21 protein-coding genes and 4 tRNA genes are annotated in these 21723 nt (G+C 39.9%); 2 read left to right on the top strand and 23 right to left on the bottom strand.

Annotated features, from left to right (window positions below; translation table 11 throughout):
- Nucleotides 1-14: 14 nt before the first annotated feature.
- From V6C17_RS00865 to V6C17_RS00830, 8 genes are all read right to left on the bottom strand, one after another.
- The gene (locus V6C17_RS00865; protein WP_333520668.1) at nucleotides 15-1331 is read right to left on the bottom strand and encodes a histone deacetylase family protein; all 1317 of its coding nucleotides are present in this window, start codon (nucleotides 1329-1331) and stop codon (nucleotides 15-17) included.
- Complete coding sequence (locus tag V6C17_RS00860) at nucleotides 1321-3003, bottom strand: hydantoinase/oxoprolinase family protein (protein WP_333520667.1); 1683 nt, start codon at nucleotides 3001-3003, stop codon at nucleotides 1321-1323. The genes V6C17_RS00865 and V6C17_RS00860 overlap by 11 nt, the downstream gene beginning before the upstream one ends.
- Nucleotides 2987-3772 carry an acyl-CoA dehydratase activase gene (locus V6C17_RS00855; protein WP_333520666.1) on the bottom strand — a complete coding sequence of 262 codons (786 nt, stop codon included), beginning with the start codon at nucleotides 3770-3772 and terminating at the stop codon, nucleotides 2987-2989. The genes V6C17_RS00860 and V6C17_RS00855 overlap by 17 nt, the downstream gene beginning before the upstream one ends.
- Before the next feature lie 10 nt (nucleotides 3773-3782).
- Nucleotides 3783-4760, bottom strand: coding sequence for a 2-hydroxyacyl-CoA dehydratase family protein (locus V6C17_RS00850; RefSeq protein WP_333520665.1), 978 nt, complete (start codon nucleotides 4758-4760; stop codon nucleotides 3783-3785).
- Between the two features lie 75 nt (nucleotides 4761-4835).
- Entirely contained in the window at nucleotides 4836-5498 is a 663-nt protein-coding gene (locus V6C17_RS00845) for a coenzyme F420-0:L-glutamate ligase (RefSeq protein WP_333520664.1), read from the bottom strand.
- Nucleotides 5499-5510: 12 nt separating this feature from the next.
- Nucleotides 5511-6047: a hypothetical protein gene (locus tag V6C17_RS00840; protein WP_333520663.1), complete on the bottom strand. Its 537-nt coding sequence runs from the start codon at nucleotides 6045-6047 to the stop codon at nucleotides 5511-5513.
- Nucleotides 6048-6126: 79 nt separating this feature from the next.
- A complete protein-coding gene (gene murI / locus V6C17_RS00835) occupies nucleotides 6127-6930 on the bottom strand; it encodes a glutamate racemase (RefSeq protein ID WP_333520662.1) in 804 nt (267 codons plus the stop codon).
- A 34-nt stretch (nucleotides 6931-6964) separates the two neighbouring features.
- Entirely contained in the window at nucleotides 6965-7378 is a 414-nt protein-coding gene (locus tag V6C17_RS00830) for an acyl-CoA thioesterase (RefSeq protein ID WP_333520661.1), read from the bottom strand.
- 339 nt (nucleotides 7379-7717) lie between these two features.
- Between V6C17_RS00830 and V6C17_RS00825 the strand changes: the two genes are divergently transcribed.
- Nucleotides 7718-7957: a hypothetical protein gene (locus tag V6C17_RS00825; protein WP_333520660.1), complete on the top strand. Its 240-nt coding sequence runs from the start codon at nucleotides 7718-7720 to the stop codon at nucleotides 7955-7957.
- A 102-nt stretch (nucleotides 7958-8059) separates the two neighbouring features.
- On the opposite strand, the gene V6C17_RS00820 is transcribed toward V6C17_RS00825, so the two are convergent.
- The 9 genes from V6C17_RS00820 to V6C17_RS00780 all read right to left on the bottom strand — a co-directional run bounded on the left by V6C17_RS00820 (nucleotide 8060) and on the right by V6C17_RS00780 (nucleotide 14410).
- Entirely contained in the window at nucleotides 8060-9220 is a 1161-nt protein-coding gene (locus V6C17_RS00820; protein WP_333520659.1) for an HD domain-containing phosphohydrolase, read from the bottom strand.
- A 328-nt stretch (nucleotides 9221-9548) separates the two neighbouring features.
- Nucleotides 9549-9623, bottom strand: a tRNA-Arg gene (locus V6C17_RS00815).
- A gap of 90 nt (nucleotides 9624-9713) precedes the next feature.
- Nucleotides 9714-10100: a double zinc ribbon domain-containing protein gene (locus tag V6C17_RS00810; RefSeq protein ID WP_333520658.1), complete on the bottom strand. Its 387-nt coding sequence runs from the start codon at nucleotides 10098-10100 to the stop codon at nucleotides 9714-9716.
- Between the two features lie 106 nt (nucleotides 10101-10206).
- Nucleotides 10207-11526 (bottom strand): MFS transporter, encoded by a 1320-nt coding sequence (locus tag V6C17_RS00805; protein ID WP_333520657.1) that lies wholly within the window; start codon nucleotides 11524-11526, stop codon nucleotides 10207-10209.
- 174 nt (nucleotides 11527-11700) lie between these two features.
- The gene (locus V6C17_RS00800; protein WP_333520656.1) at nucleotides 11701-12213 is read right to left on the bottom strand and encodes a transcription repressor NadR; all 513 of its coding nucleotides are present in this window, start codon (nucleotides 12211-12213) and stop codon (nucleotides 11701-11703) included.
- A gap of 130 nt (nucleotides 12214-12343) precedes the next feature.
- Complete coding sequence (locus V6C17_RS00795) at nucleotides 12344-13987, bottom strand: sensor histidine kinase (protein ID WP_333520655.1); 1644 nt, start codon at nucleotides 13985-13987, stop codon at nucleotides 12344-12346.
- A gap of 182 nt (nucleotides 13988-14169) precedes the next feature.
- A tRNA-Val gene (locus V6C17_RS00790) sits at nucleotides 14170-14245 on the bottom strand.
- 5 nt (nucleotides 14246-14250) lie between these two features.
- Nucleotides 14251-14325: transfer RNA gene (locus V6C17_RS00785), tRNA-Glu, on the bottom strand.
- Between the two features lie 9 nt (nucleotides 14326-14334).
- A tRNA-Asn gene (locus tag V6C17_RS00780) sits at nucleotides 14335-14410 on the bottom strand.
- A gap of 128 nt (nucleotides 14411-14538) precedes the next feature.
- Between V6C17_RS00780 and V6C17_RS00775 the strand changes: the two genes are divergently transcribed.
- Nucleotides 14539-15651 carry an aminopeptidase gene (locus V6C17_RS00775; RefSeq protein WP_333520654.1) on the top strand — a complete coding sequence of 371 codons (1113 nt, stop codon included), beginning with the start codon at nucleotides 14539-14541 and terminating at the stop codon, nucleotides 15649-15651.
- A gap of 71 nt (nucleotides 15652-15722) precedes the next feature.
- Here V6C17_RS00775 and speE read toward each other — a convergent pair whose 3' ends face one another.
- From speE to leuC, 6 genes are all read right to left on the bottom strand, one after another.
- A complete protein-coding gene (gene speE, locus V6C17_RS00770) occupies nucleotides 15723-16556 on the bottom strand; it encodes a polyamine aminopropyltransferase (protein WP_333520653.1) in 834 nt (277 codons plus the stop codon).
- 281 nt (nucleotides 16557-16837) lie between these two features.
- Complete coding sequence (locus V6C17_RS00765; RefSeq protein ID WP_333520652.1) at nucleotides 16838-17095, bottom strand: hypothetical protein; 258 nt, start codon at nucleotides 17093-17095, stop codon at nucleotides 16838-16840.
- A gap of 114 nt (nucleotides 17096-17209) precedes the next feature.
- Nucleotides 17210-18871, bottom strand: coding sequence for a biosynthetic-type acetolactate synthase large subunit (gene ilvB / locus V6C17_RS00760; RefSeq protein ID WP_333520651.1), 1662 nt, complete (start codon nucleotides 18869-18871; stop codon nucleotides 17210-17212).
- 35 nt (nucleotides 18872-18906) lie between these two features.
- Entirely contained in the window at nucleotides 18907-19974 is a 1068-nt protein-coding gene (leuB, locus tag V6C17_RS00755) for a 3-isopropylmalate dehydrogenase (RefSeq protein WP_333520650.1), read from the bottom strand.
- Nucleotides 19971-20462 carry a 3-isopropylmalate dehydratase small subunit gene (gene leuD, locus V6C17_RS00750; protein ID WP_333520649.1) on the bottom strand — a complete coding sequence of 164 codons (492 nt, stop codon included), beginning with the start codon at nucleotides 20460-20462 and terminating at the stop codon, nucleotides 19971-19973. The genes leuB and leuD overlap by 4 nt, the downstream gene beginning before the upstream one ends.
- Nucleotides 20459-21721, bottom strand: coding sequence for a 3-isopropylmalate dehydratase large subunit (gene leuC / locus V6C17_RS00745; RefSeq protein ID WP_333520648.1), 1263 nt, complete (start codon nucleotides 21719-21721; stop codon nucleotides 20459-20461). Before leuC ends, leuD begins: the two co-directional genes overlap by 4 nt.
- Nucleotides 21722-21723 lie beyond the last annotated feature (2 nt).

Here is a 21723-nt window from a genome sequence, read left to right as displayed (position 1 = left end):
TCCTAATGCATTATCTAAATTTTTTCAAAAATATCCTGCACCTTATCCTGTAAAAAATAATTTTGGTAATTGCCAATACGTTTAGCAGCAAGAACAGCATCGCGAACAGCAGCTGAGCAATGTGGGCAAGAATTGCGGGGAATAACACCAACAAAAGCAGATTTTGCTCCGAAGCTATATCCTTCAGCTTCAGTCGCAATCGTGATATACCCAGCACATTCATTACAAATGCGCACGGTTTCAATCTGACTTTCATTAAGGCCGCTATCGTCATAGTAAATATTGCGTTTTCTTTGCCAAAATTCACCGGTTTTGCTTTTTTCCTGTTGCTTTAGCCTTTCCCTGTTACGCCATATGTCTTGCCATTCTCTCACAAGCTGACTTATATATTTTGCAGTTGAAGAAGATTGCCTTGGCCGTTTGGCAATATCTGGTTCTATTACATTCTTAAAATCGAGACCAGCCATCGCTAGTATAATCCCGACATTTACATACGGAAGTGCATCTTCAATCGAATATCCGCCTTCAAGCACGGCAATATCGGCTTTTAGCTTTTTAGCCAAATTTGCGTATCCTTGGGCAGTAATCGCCATATTAGCTAATGGATCACTATAATGATTATCTTGACCAGCAGAATTGATAATTATATCAGGCTTAAAATCGTCAATAAATGGTAATACCAAATGATCAAGCACTTCATGAAAACCTTCGTCACTTGTACCTGGAGGCAGAGGTATATTGACTGTCGTTCCAAACGCATTTGGACTGCCCATTTCCTCTACAAAGCCACTACCGGGATACAACGTACGCCCATCTTGGTGAAATGAAATAAACAGCGTATCAGGGTCGTGATAAAAAATATCTTGTGTCCCGTCACCATGATGAACATCAGTATCAACTATTGCAACTCTATTTAAACCATAATGTCTTCGCATATACTCAACCATAATTGCTTCAATATTAATTGTGCAAAAACCTCTCGTGCCATGAACAACACGCATAGCGTGATGTCCAGGAGGTCTAACTAACGCAAAAGCCCTCCCTACCTCTCGATTGAGAACTGCATCGGCGGCTGCTATTGCACCGCCAGCCGACACAAGATGAGCATCAGTAATCAAAGAAGCAATGTTTGGAATACCAATATGCACTCTATTAATATCAGCATACTCTGCCAACCGCGGTTTATATTCCTTGATACTCGGTAAATCCAAAATTCCTTCTTCAACTATCTGATCTCTCGTATAGAGCAGCCTTTCCTGTCTCTCGGGATGAGTAGGCGAAATTGCCCAATCAAAGGCAGGGAAGAACACTAGACCTAACTTACTTGTCATAGTTAACCTCCGCCATTTCGGAAATGGCTGTAAGAACTCCCGGTTTTATCTGCATATGGCAGGTCAAAATCTGACCAACTGTACTAAAACCTCTGACTAAATTAAATTCCTCCTGATGCACAATCTCAGTCTCGTCTACTGAGATACCAGCCTGCTCTGCCCTTCGATACAAATATTTGCTAGTCATATTATAAGCCTCTGACATACCGAACCGTCTGCTAGGAATGTTCTCTTTAATACCTAATTCCGCAACCGTATATACTCCCTGCTCTGTGTCAGCCCTAAAATTAACCTCCAATGTTGGTTTTGCAATAGCAGCACCAACTGCATTTACGACTGGAGCGAAGCAAGGTATTTGATATGGTAAGTCCATTATATTGGCTAAATATGGTACCAAGCCAGATGCCGCACCACCAATTCCAATTATTAGACGAGGTTTAAACTGTTCAGACGAAACAATATCATCTACGCAATAGACTGGTTCTAAATCCAATTCTTTTACCATTGTAATAATTGCATTATGTATTTTGCTCACCGCACAGCTAATAACTAAATTCGAGGCCTCAAGTACGTTCATTTCTGAACCAGCAATTTGACCCATTGCTACTTGAGCTTGTTTTTTATCCCCAAACTGAATCGCCCCTGCAACTATTAAAGCATCCGTAACTGTCGGCGAAGAACCGCCTAAAGCCATAGCTGGTCCGAGACGATTAGGACCTATTTCTAGTTTTCCATTTTCCCAGCGGACGTAACTGTCCCCCCCCACACCAATTGACTTTATTCTAAATGCGCGGATTGAGGTTGGATAATCGGCGATTTTTATACCTTTTCGCTCAAATAACGGCACACCGCTATTCCAGAGCGAAATATCAGTTGTCGTCCCCCCAATATCAAGAGATACAGTCGGTACTTCCGGGAGAGTCATTGCCATAATCCCTAGAACACTTGCAGCTGGTCCTGTAAAGATGGTCTCAACTGGGAACTTTTTGGCTACTTCTAAAGGAATAGTGCCACCGTCGGCTTTAAGTATAAAAACCGGCGCAAATACATTACGCTGCTTAAGAGCCAATTCGACGGCTTGAGCGAAATTATTAAAACATCGCCATATAGCAGAATTAAAATAAGCACTATTTGTTCGACGCCAAAAATTTAAACCACCAGTTAAACTCGAGCCTAAAGTTATAAATTTGGCATTAGTTTGCTTATTTATAATCTCGGCCACCTGCAGCTCTTGCCTTGGACTGCGTACAGCAAATTTCCCGGAAATAGCAAAAATTTCGCAGCCTTGTTTGGATAAACTGCGGAAAGCCTCACCTATTTCGCCATCTGATACTGCCGAAACTTCGCGTCCGCGATGATCTGTGTAACCAGATAAACACACTGGTTTAACAGGAAATAAACATGATAAATCAGCACCAGGGCCAGGTATAACCATTAAACCTACTTTATCGATATTATTTTCAATAATAGCATTAGTCGCAATAGTTGTGGATAAAGCCACCCGTGTAATAACTTCGGAATTAATATCTGCCAGCACATCATCAAGAGCCGTTACTATGCAATCTAAAAGCCGACCATGAGTAGTCGGTTTTTTCGTATGTTTAATGATACTACTATTTTTTATGATAACTGCATCGGTAAAAGTGCCGCCTACATCAATTCCTAACAGCATTTCGCTCACTCTTTTCAAGGGCAAAGGCAACACAGCCAATTGCTCCATTTAGCTGTGGATAGCGGGGAACTACAACCTTAACGGCAAGCTCTTTTTCAATCATGTAACGAATCGATTGCCCTAAGGCAACTCCGCCCGTAAAAATAATAGTGTCACTTGACAATGACGTAAGCATGGGTTTGATTCGTTTAAAAATCGTGTAATTTACCCCAGCGGCAAGCTCAGGAACCTCATATCCTTCTACAATTCGGCCAATAAGTTCTGATTCGCCAAAAATTGCACAAGTTGAATTAAGCTCTACTGGGTTATCACTGTAACGGCTCAATTCTTCGAGGGTCACGTCTAAAACATTAGCCATGTTCTCGAGATATCGCCCTGTACTAGCTGCACATTTATCATTGGTCGCGAAATCAACCATTTTGCCTTTACGAACTTTAATAACCTTACTATCTTGCCCACCTAAATCCAAGAGTGTAAAATCTTTTAATCCAGTTTGCCAAATAGCACCTATAGCATGGGCTTTTAATTCAGGTATTACGGTTGCACCAATAATGTCAATTGTATTACGTCCATAACCTGTTGCAATAACTTCAGACACCTCGCCAAAACCCAAGGCTGCGAAATCTACACTTAACCCCTCTTGGTGACGTCTCCCATATTCACGGTAAAACCGAACTGTCTCAAAAACCTTAGAATGTTTTACTTCTCCGGCTGAGTCGCATATGACCAACTTAACACTGCGACTTCCTAAGTCAATTCCGCAAAACAAGAAACTCACCTCATCTTAGCATTTCTAAAAAACTGTCTATCCTAAGCTTAGTCCGCGCATCTACACGTCCCGGCTTATCACCTTCAATTGTTAGTATAGGCACGTCCAGCTTTTCACGAAATATCATATCTTCAATCTGGCGAAAACAAAAACTCTGCACGTAATGAATAATACCGTCAATATTACGTTTTTCCAACTCAGCTTGGATATCTTTAATCCGCCCAAATACTCCATAAGGGTAAGTGTACATACGATATTGTTCTACTAAGTCTTCAACCATATTGGGCATTGCAAATTGACGCTGAACCTCATTAAAAACCACTCGCGCACCCATTTGTTCAATATACGTATATAGATCTGTGAAAATCGGCGGTACTCCGATATAAGCTAGTCGAATATTCTCACTAAATTCAGCAGCTGTTGAAGTCTTAATCAGAAAATCATCAACCAGCTGTTCAAAGGCATCAACATCACCATCAAAATCACTACAGCTAACCTGAAAAAGGTGATTATCAAAACCACTTACTGTGTTTTCCTGCCAAGTCCGCCTATCAATTTCGGCTACCTTAAGCCGAAGCTGCTTTAGGCGGGTTGCTACAGAATTTACGGTACTCCAATCCGTACCAAGTGCAGTCATCATTTTTTCCATCTGCAGCTTTAGCATATCGTAATCACGATCAAAGGGGTAAGCAAAAGGCAAGTTCTTTATACCTGCCAGCTCAAACGTTTCCATTAAGGCATGAGTATTACTGCAATCACCTTGGGTTACAGCAATTACCCTATCTATATCCCCAGAGTTTAGTACTACCGAATACAAACCCTTTATCCAGCCGCAGATATTGCGTGGATAACCTGCGTCCTCAGCTGTTTCAATAAATTTCGTGGCATCTTTATTACTGATAAAAATATTATTAAGATCTACTGGTACCAGACCAGCAGCAAGGATAATTTCAACAGGCACTGTCGTAGTAATGCCTATTCGTGACATACAATACCTCCTATTACTAAGGACGGGATAAATATATAAAGAGGATAGTTTTATTCTATCCTCTTTATGGGACATTTAACCCAATGCTTTAGCTTGCGCTTGCGCATAGTTTTTTATGATTACTATTGGTGTTTTCTGGGATGCGTTTCCAAATGGATTATCTATAAGGATTTTAGCTAAAAGGTCAGGATTAAGACCTGATGACGTTCCCACAATACGGGATCTTTTTAAATCGTTAACATCAGCAACAGTCGCCCCGAAACATCCCAAGCGCTGTTTAATCTGCTCGGCAACACCTACAGGATCTAGCGGACCAAATACTATGTGCTTATCAAAAGGCGGCATTGTTCCAGTGACATCATCTATCAAAGCAGCCTGCTCGCCAGCTAATTCATAAAATACACCATTCTTTCCAACAAACTTCGCCAACGTTCCGACAACCATCGCAAAGAAGAACCGCCATTCTCCTTCCATATTCATCGCTGCCTGCATTCCGTAGGCGCTGGATAAGCTGCCTTTTTGCGGAACAAACCGACACATAACCCGAGCTAACAAGCCAGGCTTAAGATCCTCCGGTCTAGTCATTCGTCCCTGAGTTATAGCAACAACACTTTCAGCAACAGATATTACATCATTAGGTCCTACGTTGCCTTTAGCATATTTCTCGATAATATCAACGATATTATCATTATCTGTTAAGATACGAGTACGTACCGGTACTAATTCCATATCTGCCATATAATTATCCTCCTATCGCGCGCCAGCCGAAACGCCCGCGGCCCGTACAATTTCGTTCGCCTTCATCATTAAGCGCGTTTTATTAATATACCAATCACTGCGAGCTACAATTTGATATACAATATCGATAGGCATGTCCACCATTTGCGCAAGCGCTTGCTTTATATCGCCATCTTTTGCTTTTAACGTAACTGTTACAATTATTGTTTGTCCTGTTTGCTTAGGGATAATTATAGCCTCAAAATAGCCATCTGTTCGCGGAGCTGCTTCCAACTCCAACCGGGAATATACTTCGACGCCATCATACTGCTCGCATGGCAGCAAATGTCGGGTATAACAATCCATAATTGTACCATCCTGACTCCCTTTGTTAACGAAAGGAACCTTGCATGTTACTGTAACAGTATCCTCACTCATTTTAGATACTTCAAAGGCTGAGGCCTGATCTACCTGAAATAAAAATTCGGCATCACCCTGATTGGCAATAAACAGACGAATAGCAACTACCACTAAAACTGCTACAATTAATAAACCTATTAGAAACTCCACACCTACGCCTCCATCTCTAACCAAAGTCCTAACAATCACTATTATACCAAATTTTTCCCTTATCTACTACGATTTAACACTATACTTCTAAATTTACTAATTCAAATTCAACATTTGTTGTGTCCATAACCAAATCCGCCATGCGTTTAGCCTTGTCTACGCCAGCTGAAAAACACAGTCTTACACGTCCTTGCTGCTTATCATCAGCTAATTGTCCTTTCCGCACTAATACATTATACGCAGCGGCTGCTGTATCACTTGCAGGATTTACTATATTAACGTCAGGACCAACAATACTGCGAATACTTTCATTTATAAAAGGATAGTGTGTACATCCCAGTATAAGAGTGTCAACGCCGACATCCTTCATTGGTGTCAAATACTCACATACCGATTCACTAATCTCAGCGCCATTAATCACTTCATTCTCAATAAGGGGTACAAATTTGGGACAGGCCTGAGGGAAAATTCTTGCCTTTGGCGCTGTGTTCTTAATATCGTTGCCATGCGAGCCGCTGGCAATTGTAGCCTGTGTAGCAATAACGCCGATATTTTTATTTACACTTCTACTAAGAGCCTGCTCAACACCAGTACTCATTCCAATAAGCTGAAAAGGATATTTTTCTTTAGCTTGGTTTAGTCCTAACGCAGTCATAGTATTGCAGGCAAAAATAGCCATTTTTACATTCTGCTCTGAAAAAAACTTAAGAATCTGATGCATGAATTCTATAATCTGCGCCGGTGAACGTGAACCATAGGGTGCTCTGGCAGTATCACCAAAATATATCAAGTTTTCTTGCGGCATAATTTTTCTAATTTCTTTTACAACCGTAAGGCCGCCGATTCCCGAATCAAATATACCGATTGGCGCATTGTTAGACATTACGCCACCTCCTGTCGACTCCTAATATGCTTATTTAGTTTTCTAAAGCTATTAAGTCTTTTATCTTAACAACATATTCTGAAGGTAATCTTATGATTTTACTATTTAAATCAGTGAATACATTTTGAGTTTGCCCATTTGCTAATAATAATCTATCTTCTTCCCGAAAAATTTTATAATTGAATATCATTTTTACTGACGTAAATTCAATAGCCTCAGTCTCAATAAGAATATTATCATCAAATCTTGCTGATGCACGATACTTGCATTCAACATTAGTAATTGGAAACAATATGCCTGCCTTAATTAGCTCGTTTAAAGAAATACCTGCCTGACGCAAGAATTCTACACGCCCCATTTCGAACCAGCGAAAATAGTTAGCATGATGTGCTACCCCCATTGCGTCTGTCTCTACAAAACGTACTCTTTCGCGTAAAATAACAGCCATAATATCATCCCTTACAACGTTTCAGTAAAATCGACTTTTCTTGAAAAAAAGTTACTTACTGATGGATTTTAATGCCTTATACATTTTACTTTCCTTTTTTCTATTTGTCAAAACAAGCCAGTATTACCAAGTCATACTAGGTGTACAAGTGAGAATAATTACAGTCGCCTACAATATATATAAAGTGAGCCCCATTTCAGGTGAAACTTGCCTGTGCCCCTTGGGTATAAACCCATCTAAAAAGCATGATTAGTAGTGAGTATCGACTTGTATAAACTAGTAGTATTAGCGTGGCTTAGTCCTCGGATAATCTAGATCAATTGGTGGAGGAGAATTATAATGAATGAAAGACAGATAACTGACCCGGCATTACTTGCCGAAATAACCATTGTACGATTGCAGCTAGCCCAAAATATTCTTTTGAATCTGCTTAACGCAAGTTCATTTCAGACAAGTAATTTATTACGGCCTGAAACTATTGATTTTGTTATGGACGCCTATTGTCAAATATTATGCAGATTAGACGAGTGCACAAAATCTTTTGTTCGGGACGATATTAATGCAGTCGAGAAGCGTTGATAACCTAAACATATTATTGAGTTTCGAAGTTCATCAATATATAAAAAAGAAGGCCAGGCAGCCTTCTTTTTCTTATTTGCATATTTTATTATCAAAACTCAGCTAGTTATTTTTATCTTTCCGCCTTAATATTGAAAAAAATACATCCAAAATTTCTGGATCAAAATGACTTCCACGTCCATCTTCCATTACTTCCACAGCTTTCTCTTGCGTCATTGCATTTCGATAAATCCTATTTGAGGTAATCGCTTCATAGACATCAGCTATTGTTAAAATCCTTGCTATGATAGGTATTTTTACGCCGCTTTTTCCGGTTGGATAACCTGTCCCATCGAACCTTTCATGGTGATAAAGTATAGCCTCAGATACTGATACAAGCTGGTCAATATTCTTTAAAGCATTATAGCCTAGTATCGGGTGTTGTTTTATAATGTCATATTCCAAATTGCTAAGTTTTCCGGGTTTATTTAAGATGGACTCGGGTATCCCAATTTTCCCTATATCATGCAGTTCAGCTGCAATTGAAAGCTCTTGGATAATATTTGAATCCAAATTTAGTTCTCTTCCAATTTCTACTGCTATTTCTCTAACTCTTAATGAATGGCTGCCAGTATACTCATCTCTGCTTTCAATTAGATGAGCTAAGCTAATAACCATTTGTTTATATAATTTACTATTCAAATACTCAAGCTTTTTCTGATTAGTTACATCAATAACTACTTCGAGAACGTAATCTATGGATTTATCCTTATTAAAAATAGGAATAGCTGTCTGATGTATGAAAATTTCATTACCCTTGCTGTCCACTTCTTGCTTAACATTATAATTAACCTGTCCAGACTCTAGCGATTTTTGAACCGGACATCCAATGCAAACTTTTCCCATGCCAAAAAAATCATAACATTTTTTCCCGATCATTTTATCCGGATCAAAACCTGTAATATGATACACCTGCTTATTTACGCGCCGAAGCACAAAATCTGGATCAACGGATACAATCGCGCATGGCATATTCTCTAGAAGATTTTCACATAGGTTTCGATCATTAAGACTGTTTTTTATAGACTCCTCAGCTTTTTGTTTTGCAGATGAAGCTTCGCTGCGATACTTTGCAATCAGCACTGTTACGCTTGAAACTAAAAATGTGAAACTTATTAATTTAAAAAAGGTTAGGGTACTGCTAGAGTGTTCCGCTAGCTCGTGAAAGATCGTATAAGCTAGCTCAGCTGTCGCAATTACTATTGCAATTAATAAAAATTTCACACTATCATTCCAATCTTAGTAATTATTTACTAGAAATTATTACTAGTTTACATATTATAATATATCACTCAGCTTTATTTTTCAATGTAGAATTTTGTAGATTTAAGGAAGGGATTCTAGATTACACTGACATATAAAGCAGCTTAAATCTTCTCTGCGATACTCGAGATGGTTTGAGCTGCTTTCTTAAATATATCAAGAATGTATATGCTATATCAAGAATCTTCATAACAATCTTCTATGTATGTAATCTGGCATTCCACTAAAAAATCAAAAAACCAATTCTTATTGACGGATCTTAAGAATTGGTAATTATCGCATGATTTTATGGCGCGCCCGGCAGGAATCGAACCTGCGCTCCCGGCTCCGGAGGCCGGCGCTCTATCCCCTGAGCTACGGGCGCATATTTAATGACAAAAGCTATTATAACATACATTCAGGTGCGATGTCTAATAAAAAGTTAGCTTATATATTTGAATATTAATCCAATTGATTATTTATTAGAATTTGGCGTTTGACAGTTAGGACATGCTTTCCACTCTCGTTTTAGCTCATGGCCGCATTGTTCACATTTAGGCTGAAGTGTATAGCTGCAGTAAGGACAAACCTTAAAGTCGTCTTTAACTTTACTAGCACACATCGGGCAGCTGATAGAATCTTCTATCACTGTTGCCTCAACATCAATTGTCTTTTCATCATTGCGACGCATTTCTGGTTTGCGCCTCCCAAACAGCAGGTATAACGGCAAAAATACTATTAACATAGCGAGAGTGCCCACAGCCCATAACAATGCCGTATTTTTACTCTGACCTCGAGATTTTGCATCTTTATATACCCAGAACGCTGCCAGTAAAGCAATTAAAAAACTTAAACTTGCCATCTAACTCCCCCAAAAAAACATATGAATTAATTATACTCTTTATAGCACAAATAATCAAACCAGCCCATGCATTCTATTAAGGGCTGGTTTTAATTTTCAAGCCCGACTAGCTGCTTATTTCATCAAGTGTTTTTCCTTTAGTTTCTTCCCCTGCTATCCATACGATTAACGCAACAAGCAGCATTACGCCAGTAAACATCATAAAAACGTTAGCAAACCCCTGTGTTCCTGTTATCATATATCCAACTACTGTTGGGGCCAAGATACCACCAATACGTCCAACAGCAGCAGCCCAACCTGAACCAAATGCCCTTATCCTGGTAGGATAAAGCTCCGGTGTATATGTATAGACAACGCCCCAAGCTCCTAGGTTGAAAAACGACATTAAACTGCCCCAAATTATTAAACTCTGAGGGCTGCCGCCCTGACCAAAAAAGAATGCACACACTGCGCTCATCGCTAGAAAACCTGCCAAAGTATGCTTTCTTCCAATCTTATCGACTAAATACGCGGCAGTAAAATATCCTGGAAGCTGTGCCAAAGTCATTATAAGTACATATTCAAAGCTTTTTATTACTGTATAACCTTGGCCAACCATCAACGACGGAAGCCAGGTAAATATCCCGTAGTATGAATATACGATGCCAAACCATAATAGCCATAGTACAATTGTACGCTTAGCAAACTGGGGTGCCCAGATATCTGCAAATGAAATTTTCCCAGCATTTATCACTGGCGGGCCAATAATATTAGTTTCAACCTTACGTCCAGTCTCTCTTTCCATAGCACTGACAATTGCGTGCGCTTCATCTAAGCGCCCTTTGTTGGTTAAATATCTGACCGATTCTGGAACAGAACGCCAAACATAAAAAACATAAAATGCCGGTAATGCCCCTATCAAAAAGGCTGACTGCCAACCAAAACGAGGGATGACAAGATATGCTATCAATGCAGCTGCCAACCAGCCTAATCCCCAGAAACTTTCCAACAACACAATAAACTTGCCCCGTGCAGCCGGTGGTGAATATTCACTCACCAAAGTTACAGCTACAGGGAGCTGTCCCCCAAGTCCAAAACCTACCAAAAATCGGAATACTAATAATGACTCATAATTCCAAGCTAGTCCACAAAGACCTGTAGCTACGCTATAAATAACTAACGTTACAGCGAAAAGCCACTTACGACCAAAACGGTCAGCTAAAGTTCCAGCAAGAACGGCTCCTAATGCCATTCCTAATAGTCCGATACTGCCAATGTACCCCATTTGCGCTGCCGATAATCCCCAGTTCTTAGCAAGGGTTGGCAAAACAAATGCAATGATGCCAGTATCCATTGCATCAAACATCCACCCTAGTCCTGTTATTAACAAAAGCTTATAGTGAAAGCGACTCACCGGTATCTGCTCTAGACGACTGATTATATCCATTTTTACCTCCACCTACTGTCTTTACACCAGTATTGTCAATGGGATTATTATACAACCAGATAAGGCAAAAGACAACTTGAATTTCTAAAAATAGAAAACTGGGTGGATATATGTTACCACCCAGCTTAAGTTAATATCCAATATTATAGCTACTGTCTTACTTACTTTTTGAAATTATCTCATAAGCAAACCTTTGGTACGTAGTTCTTCTTCTATTGTTGAGAGTACTTCAGCGCTAGGAACTTCAATAGTGTGAAGATGAACTCCACCAGTTACAGTCGCTAATGGCGCTGCACCACTTTCAGCAAGTTTATGTAAAAAATCAGCCAACTCACGTCGAGAGCTTAACATAAGGTTCGCAGTTATTTCCCCATAAATAGGATGTTCAACTATTACGTCACGTACCTTACCTCCATTATCTATAATAATGGATAATTCTTTCTCCAACTCATCGCGATCATGCCGGCATGCTATAGTTGCAATAACAGATGCAGTGTGTACTTGCGGTATCATATATCCCTGAGGTGTTGCATAAACAGTTATCCCTGAAGCCCGTATAATAGCAATGTCACCTACAATAACTTGCCTGCTAACACCCAATTCTTTCGCTAAAGCCGTTCCAGTAAGCGGACTACTTGTTGACTTTAACCTAGCTAAAATCTTTGAACGACGTTCCTGCGTTTCCATTTCAATCACACCTTTCCCAAAACGCAATATAAATTGCAATAGATTATTATATATATCTTTATGAGTTGTTATATTTGCAAAAGACTTGGCAATGCCAAGTCCATTTTTAAGAAAAACCAATGAGTAGTTATCAATTTTTTAGTTTAGGTAAAGTAATCTCTACTTTTGTTCCTTCACCTATATCACTGTTTATTTCTATTTTACCACCATGTTGTTGAATAATACTAAAGCAAACCGACAACCCCAAGCCAGTTCCCGATTCTTTTGTTGTAAAAAAGGGTGTACCAAGCCTTGTAAGTATTTCCGGCGGAATACCTACACCAGTATCCTTAACTGTAATTACAATATTTTGATCATGCTTTCCGAGAGTAACAAGTATATTTCCACCTTCTGATGTTGCCTCCACAGCATTGCGCAGAAGATTTAGAAGGACCTGCTTCAACTGACCTTCATCACCAAAAACAAGATAAAAGCCCTCAGGGGCATGTTCTGAATTTACTAAGATAGGCCATAATAACTGGTTATTTCCACTCGAAGTATCAACTTGAAAAACTATTTCTAACCCCAAATCCTCTGCTTGCTGTTCAATAAGAAACAAAACATCATTAATAATTTTAACAAGATCCTGCGGCTCATATTTCGGCGGCCTTGGCGGGCGAGCCAGCATTCGGAACTCGTTTGTCAATCTTTCTATCCGCTCAATTTCAGTTAGCATTATCTGCAAATGACTAGGCTGAACAGGCCGATCTGTCTTCCTTAGCATTAATTGAACAAAACCCTTAATTGCCGTTAGGGGATTACGAATCTCATGAGCTAAACCAGCGGCTATAGTGCTTACAGTTGTCAGACGTTCAAGCCGCATATTCTCTCTTTCAGCATGAAAGCGCTGTGATTGCCGTACAACTCTATATGATAGTCCAATAAGGAATATCATTAAAACAATGAATGTTAGCTCTGGGATCATTGCTTTAAGAACTTCATAGTACAATAAATCAACAGGAATGGCTCTTACGATTCTCCAATCTGTTTTATCAAAAGCGGTATAAATATATAACTTTTCAAAACCGTCAATTATTGCTGTATCAATTAATTGGCCTTCCGAAGTTTTGAAGAATTGTCCTTCATATTTAGCAAAAGCTTTGTTTTCAGGATATATTTCAGCAAGCTTAGGGTGGGCAATAAAGTTTGTATTATGATCAATAATAAAAATATAATCATCTTTTTGAGATTTGGATTCAATAAAATTTCTTATCGTATCAATAGTCAGCCCCGCTACAAGTACACCTTTAATTTCTCCATCTAAAGTTATTATTGGCACACGCAGACTAACATAGGCGCTATTTAAATCACTATAGACAATTCTCCCTGAAATAACAGGCGAACCTCGAGCTGCCTTAGCAAAGCTTTCCTGATCATATACCTGTCCAATATGTCTTTCAGGTTCACCTTCGGCTATAAAGTTTCCCTCAATATCAAATACTACTGCATTAAAAAATCCCATTACCTTCACTGCTCGATTAAGCTCAGGTTGGATTTCGCTAGGTATCATTGATAAAATCTTAGCATCTGTTGCAATCAACTGCAATGCTGTAAGACGACTATTTAGGTGTACGTCCAGATGGTTTGTAACCATGTTCAAGCTTTCACGTTTGTTAGCAACAACTGTATGGTACTTAATTTCAAACAGAAGATTACACATACCCGCAAGTAAAAATAATAGAGCTACAATAATAGCAAACTTAGCCCAAGCACCTCGTGAGTTATCTTCTTTCACATAATCACATCCATACACTTACATCGATAACATACTTTCGCCAAATTATCACAATTTCCTCTGCGTTCAATGAGAACACAAGTTAAAATTACGGTATAATTGTTTTTTAAAACATCACAAAAGATGTACTGTAAAACAAAAAGAGTGTTTAGATTAAATCTAAACACTCTAAGCATTTAATATGGTGGGCGATGACAGGATCGAACTGCCGACATCCTGCTTGTAAGGCAGGCGCTCTCCCAGCTGAGCTAATCACCCAATTTTGGTGACCCGTAAGGGAATCGAACCCTTGATACCGCCGTGAAAGGGCGGTGTCTTAACCGCTTGACCAACGGGCCTTGCATAAATGGCTCCTCGAGTAGGACTCGAACCTACGACCGATCGGTTAACAGCCGATTGCTCTACCAGCTGAGCTATCGAGGAACGACATAACAAATTATAAATCATTATGTAAAAAAAAACAAGCCCTATACTAAATATTTTTTAGAGGTATTTTATGCCTTTTATGCAATACTAATGGAGTAAGTTTATCTTAACTCGGAGGCGATATTTTGGACATTCGTATTCAACAGCTAGCTAAAAATCTTATAACTTATTCAACTAATCTTCAAGCAGGTGAAAAAATCCTGATTGAAGTATTTGATGATGCATTCCCGCTGGCAAAAGCACTGGTAGATGAAGCTTATGCCGCAAAAGCTCTGCCCTTTATATCTATAAAAAACAATCAGCTTCAACGGGCTCTTGTCCGAAGCGCAAGTAAAGAGCAGTTAGAATTGATTGGCCAATTTGAATCTGCCCGAATGCAGCATATGGATGCCTATATCGGCCTACGAGCCAGTGAAAATGTAAGCGAATTATCTGACGTACCTGGTGAACAAATCCAGCTATATCAGCAATACTGGCTGAAACCTGTTCACAGCGATATTAGAGTTCCGAAAACAAAGTGGTGTGTTCTGCGCTATCCAAATGGTTCAATGGCTCAGTTGGCCAATATGAGTACAGAAGCTTTTGAAGATTTTTATTTTAATGTTTGCAATCTTGATTACGCTAAGATGGCGGATGCCATGACACCACTAGTAGAATTAATGGAAAAGACAGATAAAGTTCGTATTGTCAGCCCAAATACCGATCTCAGCTTTTCGATTAAAGGAATTCCTGCTATAAAATGCGCTGGGCTGCGAAACATTCCTGATGGAGAGGTTTATACTTCTCCAGTGAAAGATTCGGTTAATGGCTTTATTACATATAACACTCCAGCAGTATATCAAGGAGTTACATATGAGAATATTAGGTTCGAATTCACCAATGGAAAAATCACTAAGGCCATTGCCAATCATACTGATAAAATCAATAAAGTCTTAGATACTGATGAGGGCGCTCGGTATATTGGAGAGTTTGCTATCGGTGTAAATCCTTATATAACTACACCAATGAAGGATACGTTATTTGATGAAAAAATCCAGGGAAGCTTTCATTTCACACCTGGTATGGCCTATGAAAAAGCTGATAACGGCAATAAATCTGCAATCCACTGGGATTTGGTATCAATCCAGACTGAAAACTATGGCGGCGGAGAAATCTGGTTTGATAACCGTCTGATTAGGAAAGATGGACGTTTTGTAATTTCAGAGCTGGATGGACTTAACCCAGAAAAATTAAAATAACTATTTTATATCAATGACCTATATTAAAATCACCCCTAACCGTTACAGTTAGGGGTGATTTTAATATTTAACTATTTAATTAAATCTTGAACAAAATTAGGTAAAACGAAACAGCTCTTTTGAATCTCTGCATTGTGATAACGAGTTGTTATTTTTTGACGCCCTTTGATATCAACTTTGTCTGGATAATATTGTTTTGAACCAATCGTGAAGCAATGCAGTCCACCTGGATAGAGCGGAATATTTGCTAGATACATCTTAGTAATTGGGAATAACGACGAAATATCTTTCGTTAAACGCCTTATTAGTTCCTGGTGGTAATAAGGCGACTCTGTCTGCTGCACGAAAAGACCATCATCTTTAAGTGCTCTAGAAACATCTTTATAAAAATCATGCGTAAATAATCCTTCGCCTGGTCCAATTGGGTCTGAGCAATCTACAATAATTACGTCATATTTTTTTTCAGCTTCTTTCATATGCTGAATACCATCCCCAATTTTAAGGCGTACTTTAGGATTATTTTCATTTAATGCAATACTAATTTCAGGCAAGTATTTTTGACAGGCTTCTACGACCATACCGTCAATCTCAACCATCTCGGCAATTTCTACTGAATCGTGTTTTACAACTTCACGCACAGTTCCGCCATCGCCACCACCAATTATAAGTACATTTCTAGGATTAGGATGAATGTATAGAGGTACATGAGCAATCATTTCATGATAGACAAACTCATCAAAGACACTTGTCTGAAAAACACCATCAAGTATAAGCATACGGCCAAATTGCATTGAATCAACAACAGCTATATTTTGAAACTCTGAAGTACCAGTATAAAGCGTCTCTTTAATTCGTGTGGTTAAACCTAGTGAATGAGTTTGTTTTTCAGTACACCATAAATGCATTAGTATCCCTCCGACGGATAACCAAAAGCTATTTGATTATTATATCCTTACAATAAATCTTACCAAGAAAAAGGATTTTTATCCAGAATTATCTTTATTAAATTACGAAAAATAACATTATAAATAGCTATTCCATTTTGCAGAAATTTGGATATGCTTTAATTAAACAAGCTTTTAAACCGTTATTTATTTGGCTTAGCACTAATACATCACTACTTATATAAACTAAGTCCTTATCGAAATTACTAGCAGTAATTACAATTAATACGCTTGTATGTAAGCTATAACTTAATAGAACACCCTGCTTTATTATCATTGTCGCCAGGATCAATGCCTCTTGGGCTATTCCAGATTGAATTAATCGCATGAGTAGCATTAAGCTGCGACATTATCCAAATATATATATCCTTAAGTCTGTCTAAATCAAAATGAGTGCTATAAACTGCGTTACAAGCCCAGCCGATCAGCCAAATCAAAACGAACATAGCCGTATATGCCCCTATACAAAAACGCGGCTGTTCCATTATTTGTCTCCACATATTTTCCACCTCATATTAAAACTTTCTATACTAATATGCAGGCTACATACTAAACGGGAATATAAAATCCACTTCACAAAAATGAAGTGGATTTTATATTCCCGTTTTAAACTATCACATTTCAACAAATTCGTTCAGGGCCGCTCCCGGAGTAATCATTGGTGTCACAAAATTCTTAGCGACATTTACAACAATAACTTCAGGCAGGTCAGATGCTAATGCTGAATCGAAGGCTTTAACGAACTCAGCCGCACTGTTGACAGCAGTACTATTTACACCAAAGGCTTTGGCATAAAGGGTGAAATCAACATCGGGCGGCAAACAGCAAGCCGTATATCTTTTGTCATAAAAAGCATGCTGAAGTTGTCTAATCATACCTAACCCACTGTTATTTATTATTATTGATAAGACTGGCAGACGCTGCGACGCAATGGTATAAAGCTCATTACCAGTCATCTTCATCCCGCCGTCACCAACAATATGAATTACTTTTTTATCTTTTGCCGCCAACTGTGCCCCAAGTGCAGCAGGCAAACCAAAACCCATTGCCCCAAGGCCGCCAGATGTTAGCCACGTGCGGGGTTTTTCGATCTTTAGATGTTGCGCAGCCCACATCTGATGCTGTCCTACATCTGTCGTAAAAATGACTGACTTGTCAGCAGTACTTTCGGCTATTTTCCTCATAACCCATGGTACATTTAAAATACTCTCATCGTAGTTATACACATACTGCTTTTTCCAGCTATCAATTATACTCCACCACTCATCAGTATTGCCTGGCTGAGTATACTGCTTAAGCATTGATAAAATTGTTCTCATTTCCCCTGCCAAGCCTAAGTGAGTAAGAACATTTTTATCTATTTCAGCAGGATCAATATCAATATGAATAACTACTTTATCCGTAGAATACTGAGCTCTGTTGCCTGTAAGCCTATCGCTAAAACGGCTGCCTGCAGCAATGATTACATCAGCATCATGAACAGCATTATTAGCTGCTTGCCAGCCATGCAAACCAGTTAACCCTAAGAATTGTGGATGAGAGGCAGGGAATGAACCAAGCCCCATTAAAGTGCTCACGACAGGCAATTGATTAGCCTCGGCAAGATTCATTAATTCATTGCTGGCTCCAGCAGATATAACACCGCCACCGGCAACAATAACCGGTCTTCTTGCCTTGCTAATGACTTCTGCCGCCTCTTGAATAAGGCTTTCTACTCTCCTAGTCAGCTTCCACTCAGGTACTGGCGCCAGCGGAATTGTGTCAAAGTTAAACTCAGAGCTTAGAACATCTCTTGGAATATCAACAAGTACAGGACCTGGTCTACCACTCTTTGCTATTTTAAATGCCTGGCGTAAAAGCTGCGGCAACTTCCGTATATCTTTAATTTGAAAATTATGCTTTGTTATAGGCATGGTAATGCCGGTAATATCGACCTCTTGGAAAGCATCTCGCCCAAGCAGATTTGTTGGCACTTGACCTGTTATTGCAACAACTGGTACGGAATCCATATAAGCTGCAGCTAAGCCGGTAACAAGATTTGTCGCCCCTGGGCCAGAAGTTGCGATACATACTCCCACTCGCCCACTCGCACGAGCATAGCCGTCAGCTGCATGAGCAGCTCCCTGCTCATGTACCGTCAGTATGTGATTTATTCCTTCCGCATCATAGAGAGCGTCATACAGAGGCAGTATCATCCCTCCCGGATAGCCAAACACAGTATCTACACCTTGTTCTAATAAACACTCAATTACTGCCTTAGCACCCGATATTTTCATGACTGCCTCCTCTTTCCGCTATAGCGAAATCTTTTCTAAATATTGTTTTCTATTAGGCGGGTCATTTCTCCTGTTGAAACTTTAGTAAGACCCGCCCTATATAAATCAGCAGTACGATATCCTTCTGCTAATACTTTATCTACAGCACTTTCAATACTAGCAGCAGCCGCTTCTTCGTTTAGTGAATGACGAAGCAGCATTGCCGCTGATAGGATAGTACCGATTGGGTTTGCAATACCTTTGCCTGCAATATCAGGAGCCGAACCATGAATTGGCTCATACAATCCGGTGCCTTCACCCATACTAGCTGATGGCATCATACCAATTGAGCCGCCTAGCACAGCAGCCTCGTCACTTAGTATATCTCCAAACAAGTTGCTTGTAACTATTACGTCAAAGTTTTTCGGCGCAAGTGCTAACTGCATTGCACAATTATCTACATACATGTGACTAAGCTCAACATCAGCATGATCTTGAGCGACTTTGTCAGCTGTACGTCTCCACAATCTTGATGATGCTAGAACATTAGCTTTATCAACTGATACAACTTTGCCTCGACGCAGTTTAGCAGCTTGACAGGCTAAAGCAACAATTCTTGTTACTTCAGGGACGCTATAAACCTCTATATCCCATGCTTGCTCTACACCATCGACTACTGTAGCTTCGCATTTTTCGCCGAAGTAAATACCGCCAGTCAGCTCGCGAACGATCAGTACATCAGTGTCACTGACAATTTCAGGCTTTAAGGGTGAGTATTCTGACAACGAAGCTGGCACACGTACTGGCCTGAGATTTGCATATAGCCCTAGAGCCTTCCTAAGACCCAATATTGCTTTTTCTGGCCTGATGTCTGGTGCAACGTTATCCCACTTAGGACCTCCAACTGCACCGAGTAGTACAGCATCAGCCTGTCGTGCTGCTTCTATCGTGCTGTCAGGAAGCGGAATGCCATAAAGATCTATGGCAGCCCCTCCAGCATGATGTGTTTCAAATTCTAAATCTATCGAATGTTTTTGAGCAGCTTTTCTAAGCACTGCAGTAGCTGCATCGGTAATTTCTCCACCAATCCCATCGCCTGGAATAACTACTATCTTTTTACTCATGACCGCGCCTCCTTAACATAGTTAACAAGACCGCCGGCTTTAGCTATATCTTGAATGAAGCCAGGCAGCGGCTGAGACTTGAATACTTCGCCGCTTTCGAGGTTTTCAACTGTTCCTGCACTTAAGTCAATCCGAATTTTATCGCCTGCTTTAATATTTTTTACAGCTTCGCCAATCTCTAACAACGGCAAACCAATATTGATAGCATTACGATAGAAAATTCGGGCAAAGCTATCGGCAACAACTACGGTTATGCCGCTAGCCTTGATTGCCACAGGGGCATGTTCACGAGAAGAACCACAGCCAAAATTTTTATCAGCTACTATTATATCTCCTGCCTGCACATTAGCGGCAAAGGTAATGTCAATATCTTCCATACAATGAGCGGCCAGTTCTTTGGGCTCTGAAGTGTTTAAGTGACGGGCTGGGATGATAACATCCGTATCCACATTATCACCATATCGCCACACTTTTCCTTCTAAAATCATGCTATTACCTCCTCAGGAGCAGCTATGCGGCCAAGTACGGCACTAGCAGCAGCCACGTATGGCCCAGCCAAATAAACCTCACTATCAACATGACCCATACGTCCACGGAAATTACGATTTGTTGTTGCTACAGCACGTTCGCCTGAAGCTAGGATACCCATATATCCACCCAAACAAGGGCCACAGGTTGGTGTACTTACAACAGCACCAGCTTTAATAAAGGTTTCAATAAAACCACGTTTCATAGCCTCTAAATACACCTCTTGGCTTCCAGGTATAATAATTGCGCGAATAGATGGATGTACACTTCTGCCAGCAAGTATTTGCGCTGCTTGCTCCAAGTCCTCAATACGACCGTTGGTACAGGATCCTATTACAACCTGGTCAATACTTATTTCCGGAACCTCAGAAATTGTTTTTACGTTTTCCGGCAAGTGCGGTAATGCCACAACCGGGGCTAATTTATTTAGATCAATTGTTACTACTTGATCATAAACAGCATCCGCATCTGCTTCTACTTCTTCATACTGTTTTTTGACACGGTCTTTAATATACTCCCTTGTAATATCGTCTACCGGGAATATCCCATTTTTCGCACCTGCTTCTATTGCCATATTAGCAATAGTAAGACGGTCTGTCATAGTTAAGGCTGCTACACCTTCACCTGTAAATTCAAGGGATTGGTACCGTGCACCGTCTACCCCAATCATACCGATAAGTGTTAAAATAACATCTTTGCCAGTTACCCATTTTGGCAGCTTGCCCTTCAATTCAACTTTAATTGCAGATGGGACCTTGAACCAAGTATCTCCAGTAGCCATTGCCGCTCCCATATCGGTTGAGCCTACGCCAGTAGCGAAAGCCCCTACAGCTCCGTAAGTGCAAGTATGAGAATCCGCACCAATTATTACATCGCCTGGTGCAACAAGACCTTGCTCCGGAAGCAGTACATGCTCTATTCCCATGCGCCCGACCTCGAAGTAGTTCACAATTTCATGTCTCTTAGCGAATTCACGTACAGTCTTAGCCATTTCCGCAGATTTAATATCTTTATTCGGCGTAAAATGGTCTGGTACTAATACAATTTTTTCGTTATCAAATACCGGACGCCCGATTTTATTAAACTCTTTGATAGCAGGCGGTGTGGTAATATCGTTTCCTAATACCAGATCCAACTTGCATTTTATTAATTGTCCTGGCTGCACACTGGCTAAACCAGCGTGACGGGCCAGAATCTTTTCTGTCATCGTCATTCCCATCG

The organism is Dendrosporobacter sp. 1207_IL3150 (assembly GCF_036763085.1).
Classification (GTDB): Bacteria; Bacillota; Negativicutes; order DSM-1736; family Dendrosporobacteraceae; genus JBAIYU01.
This window is presented reverse-complemented; position numbering and strand designations above follow the sequence as displayed.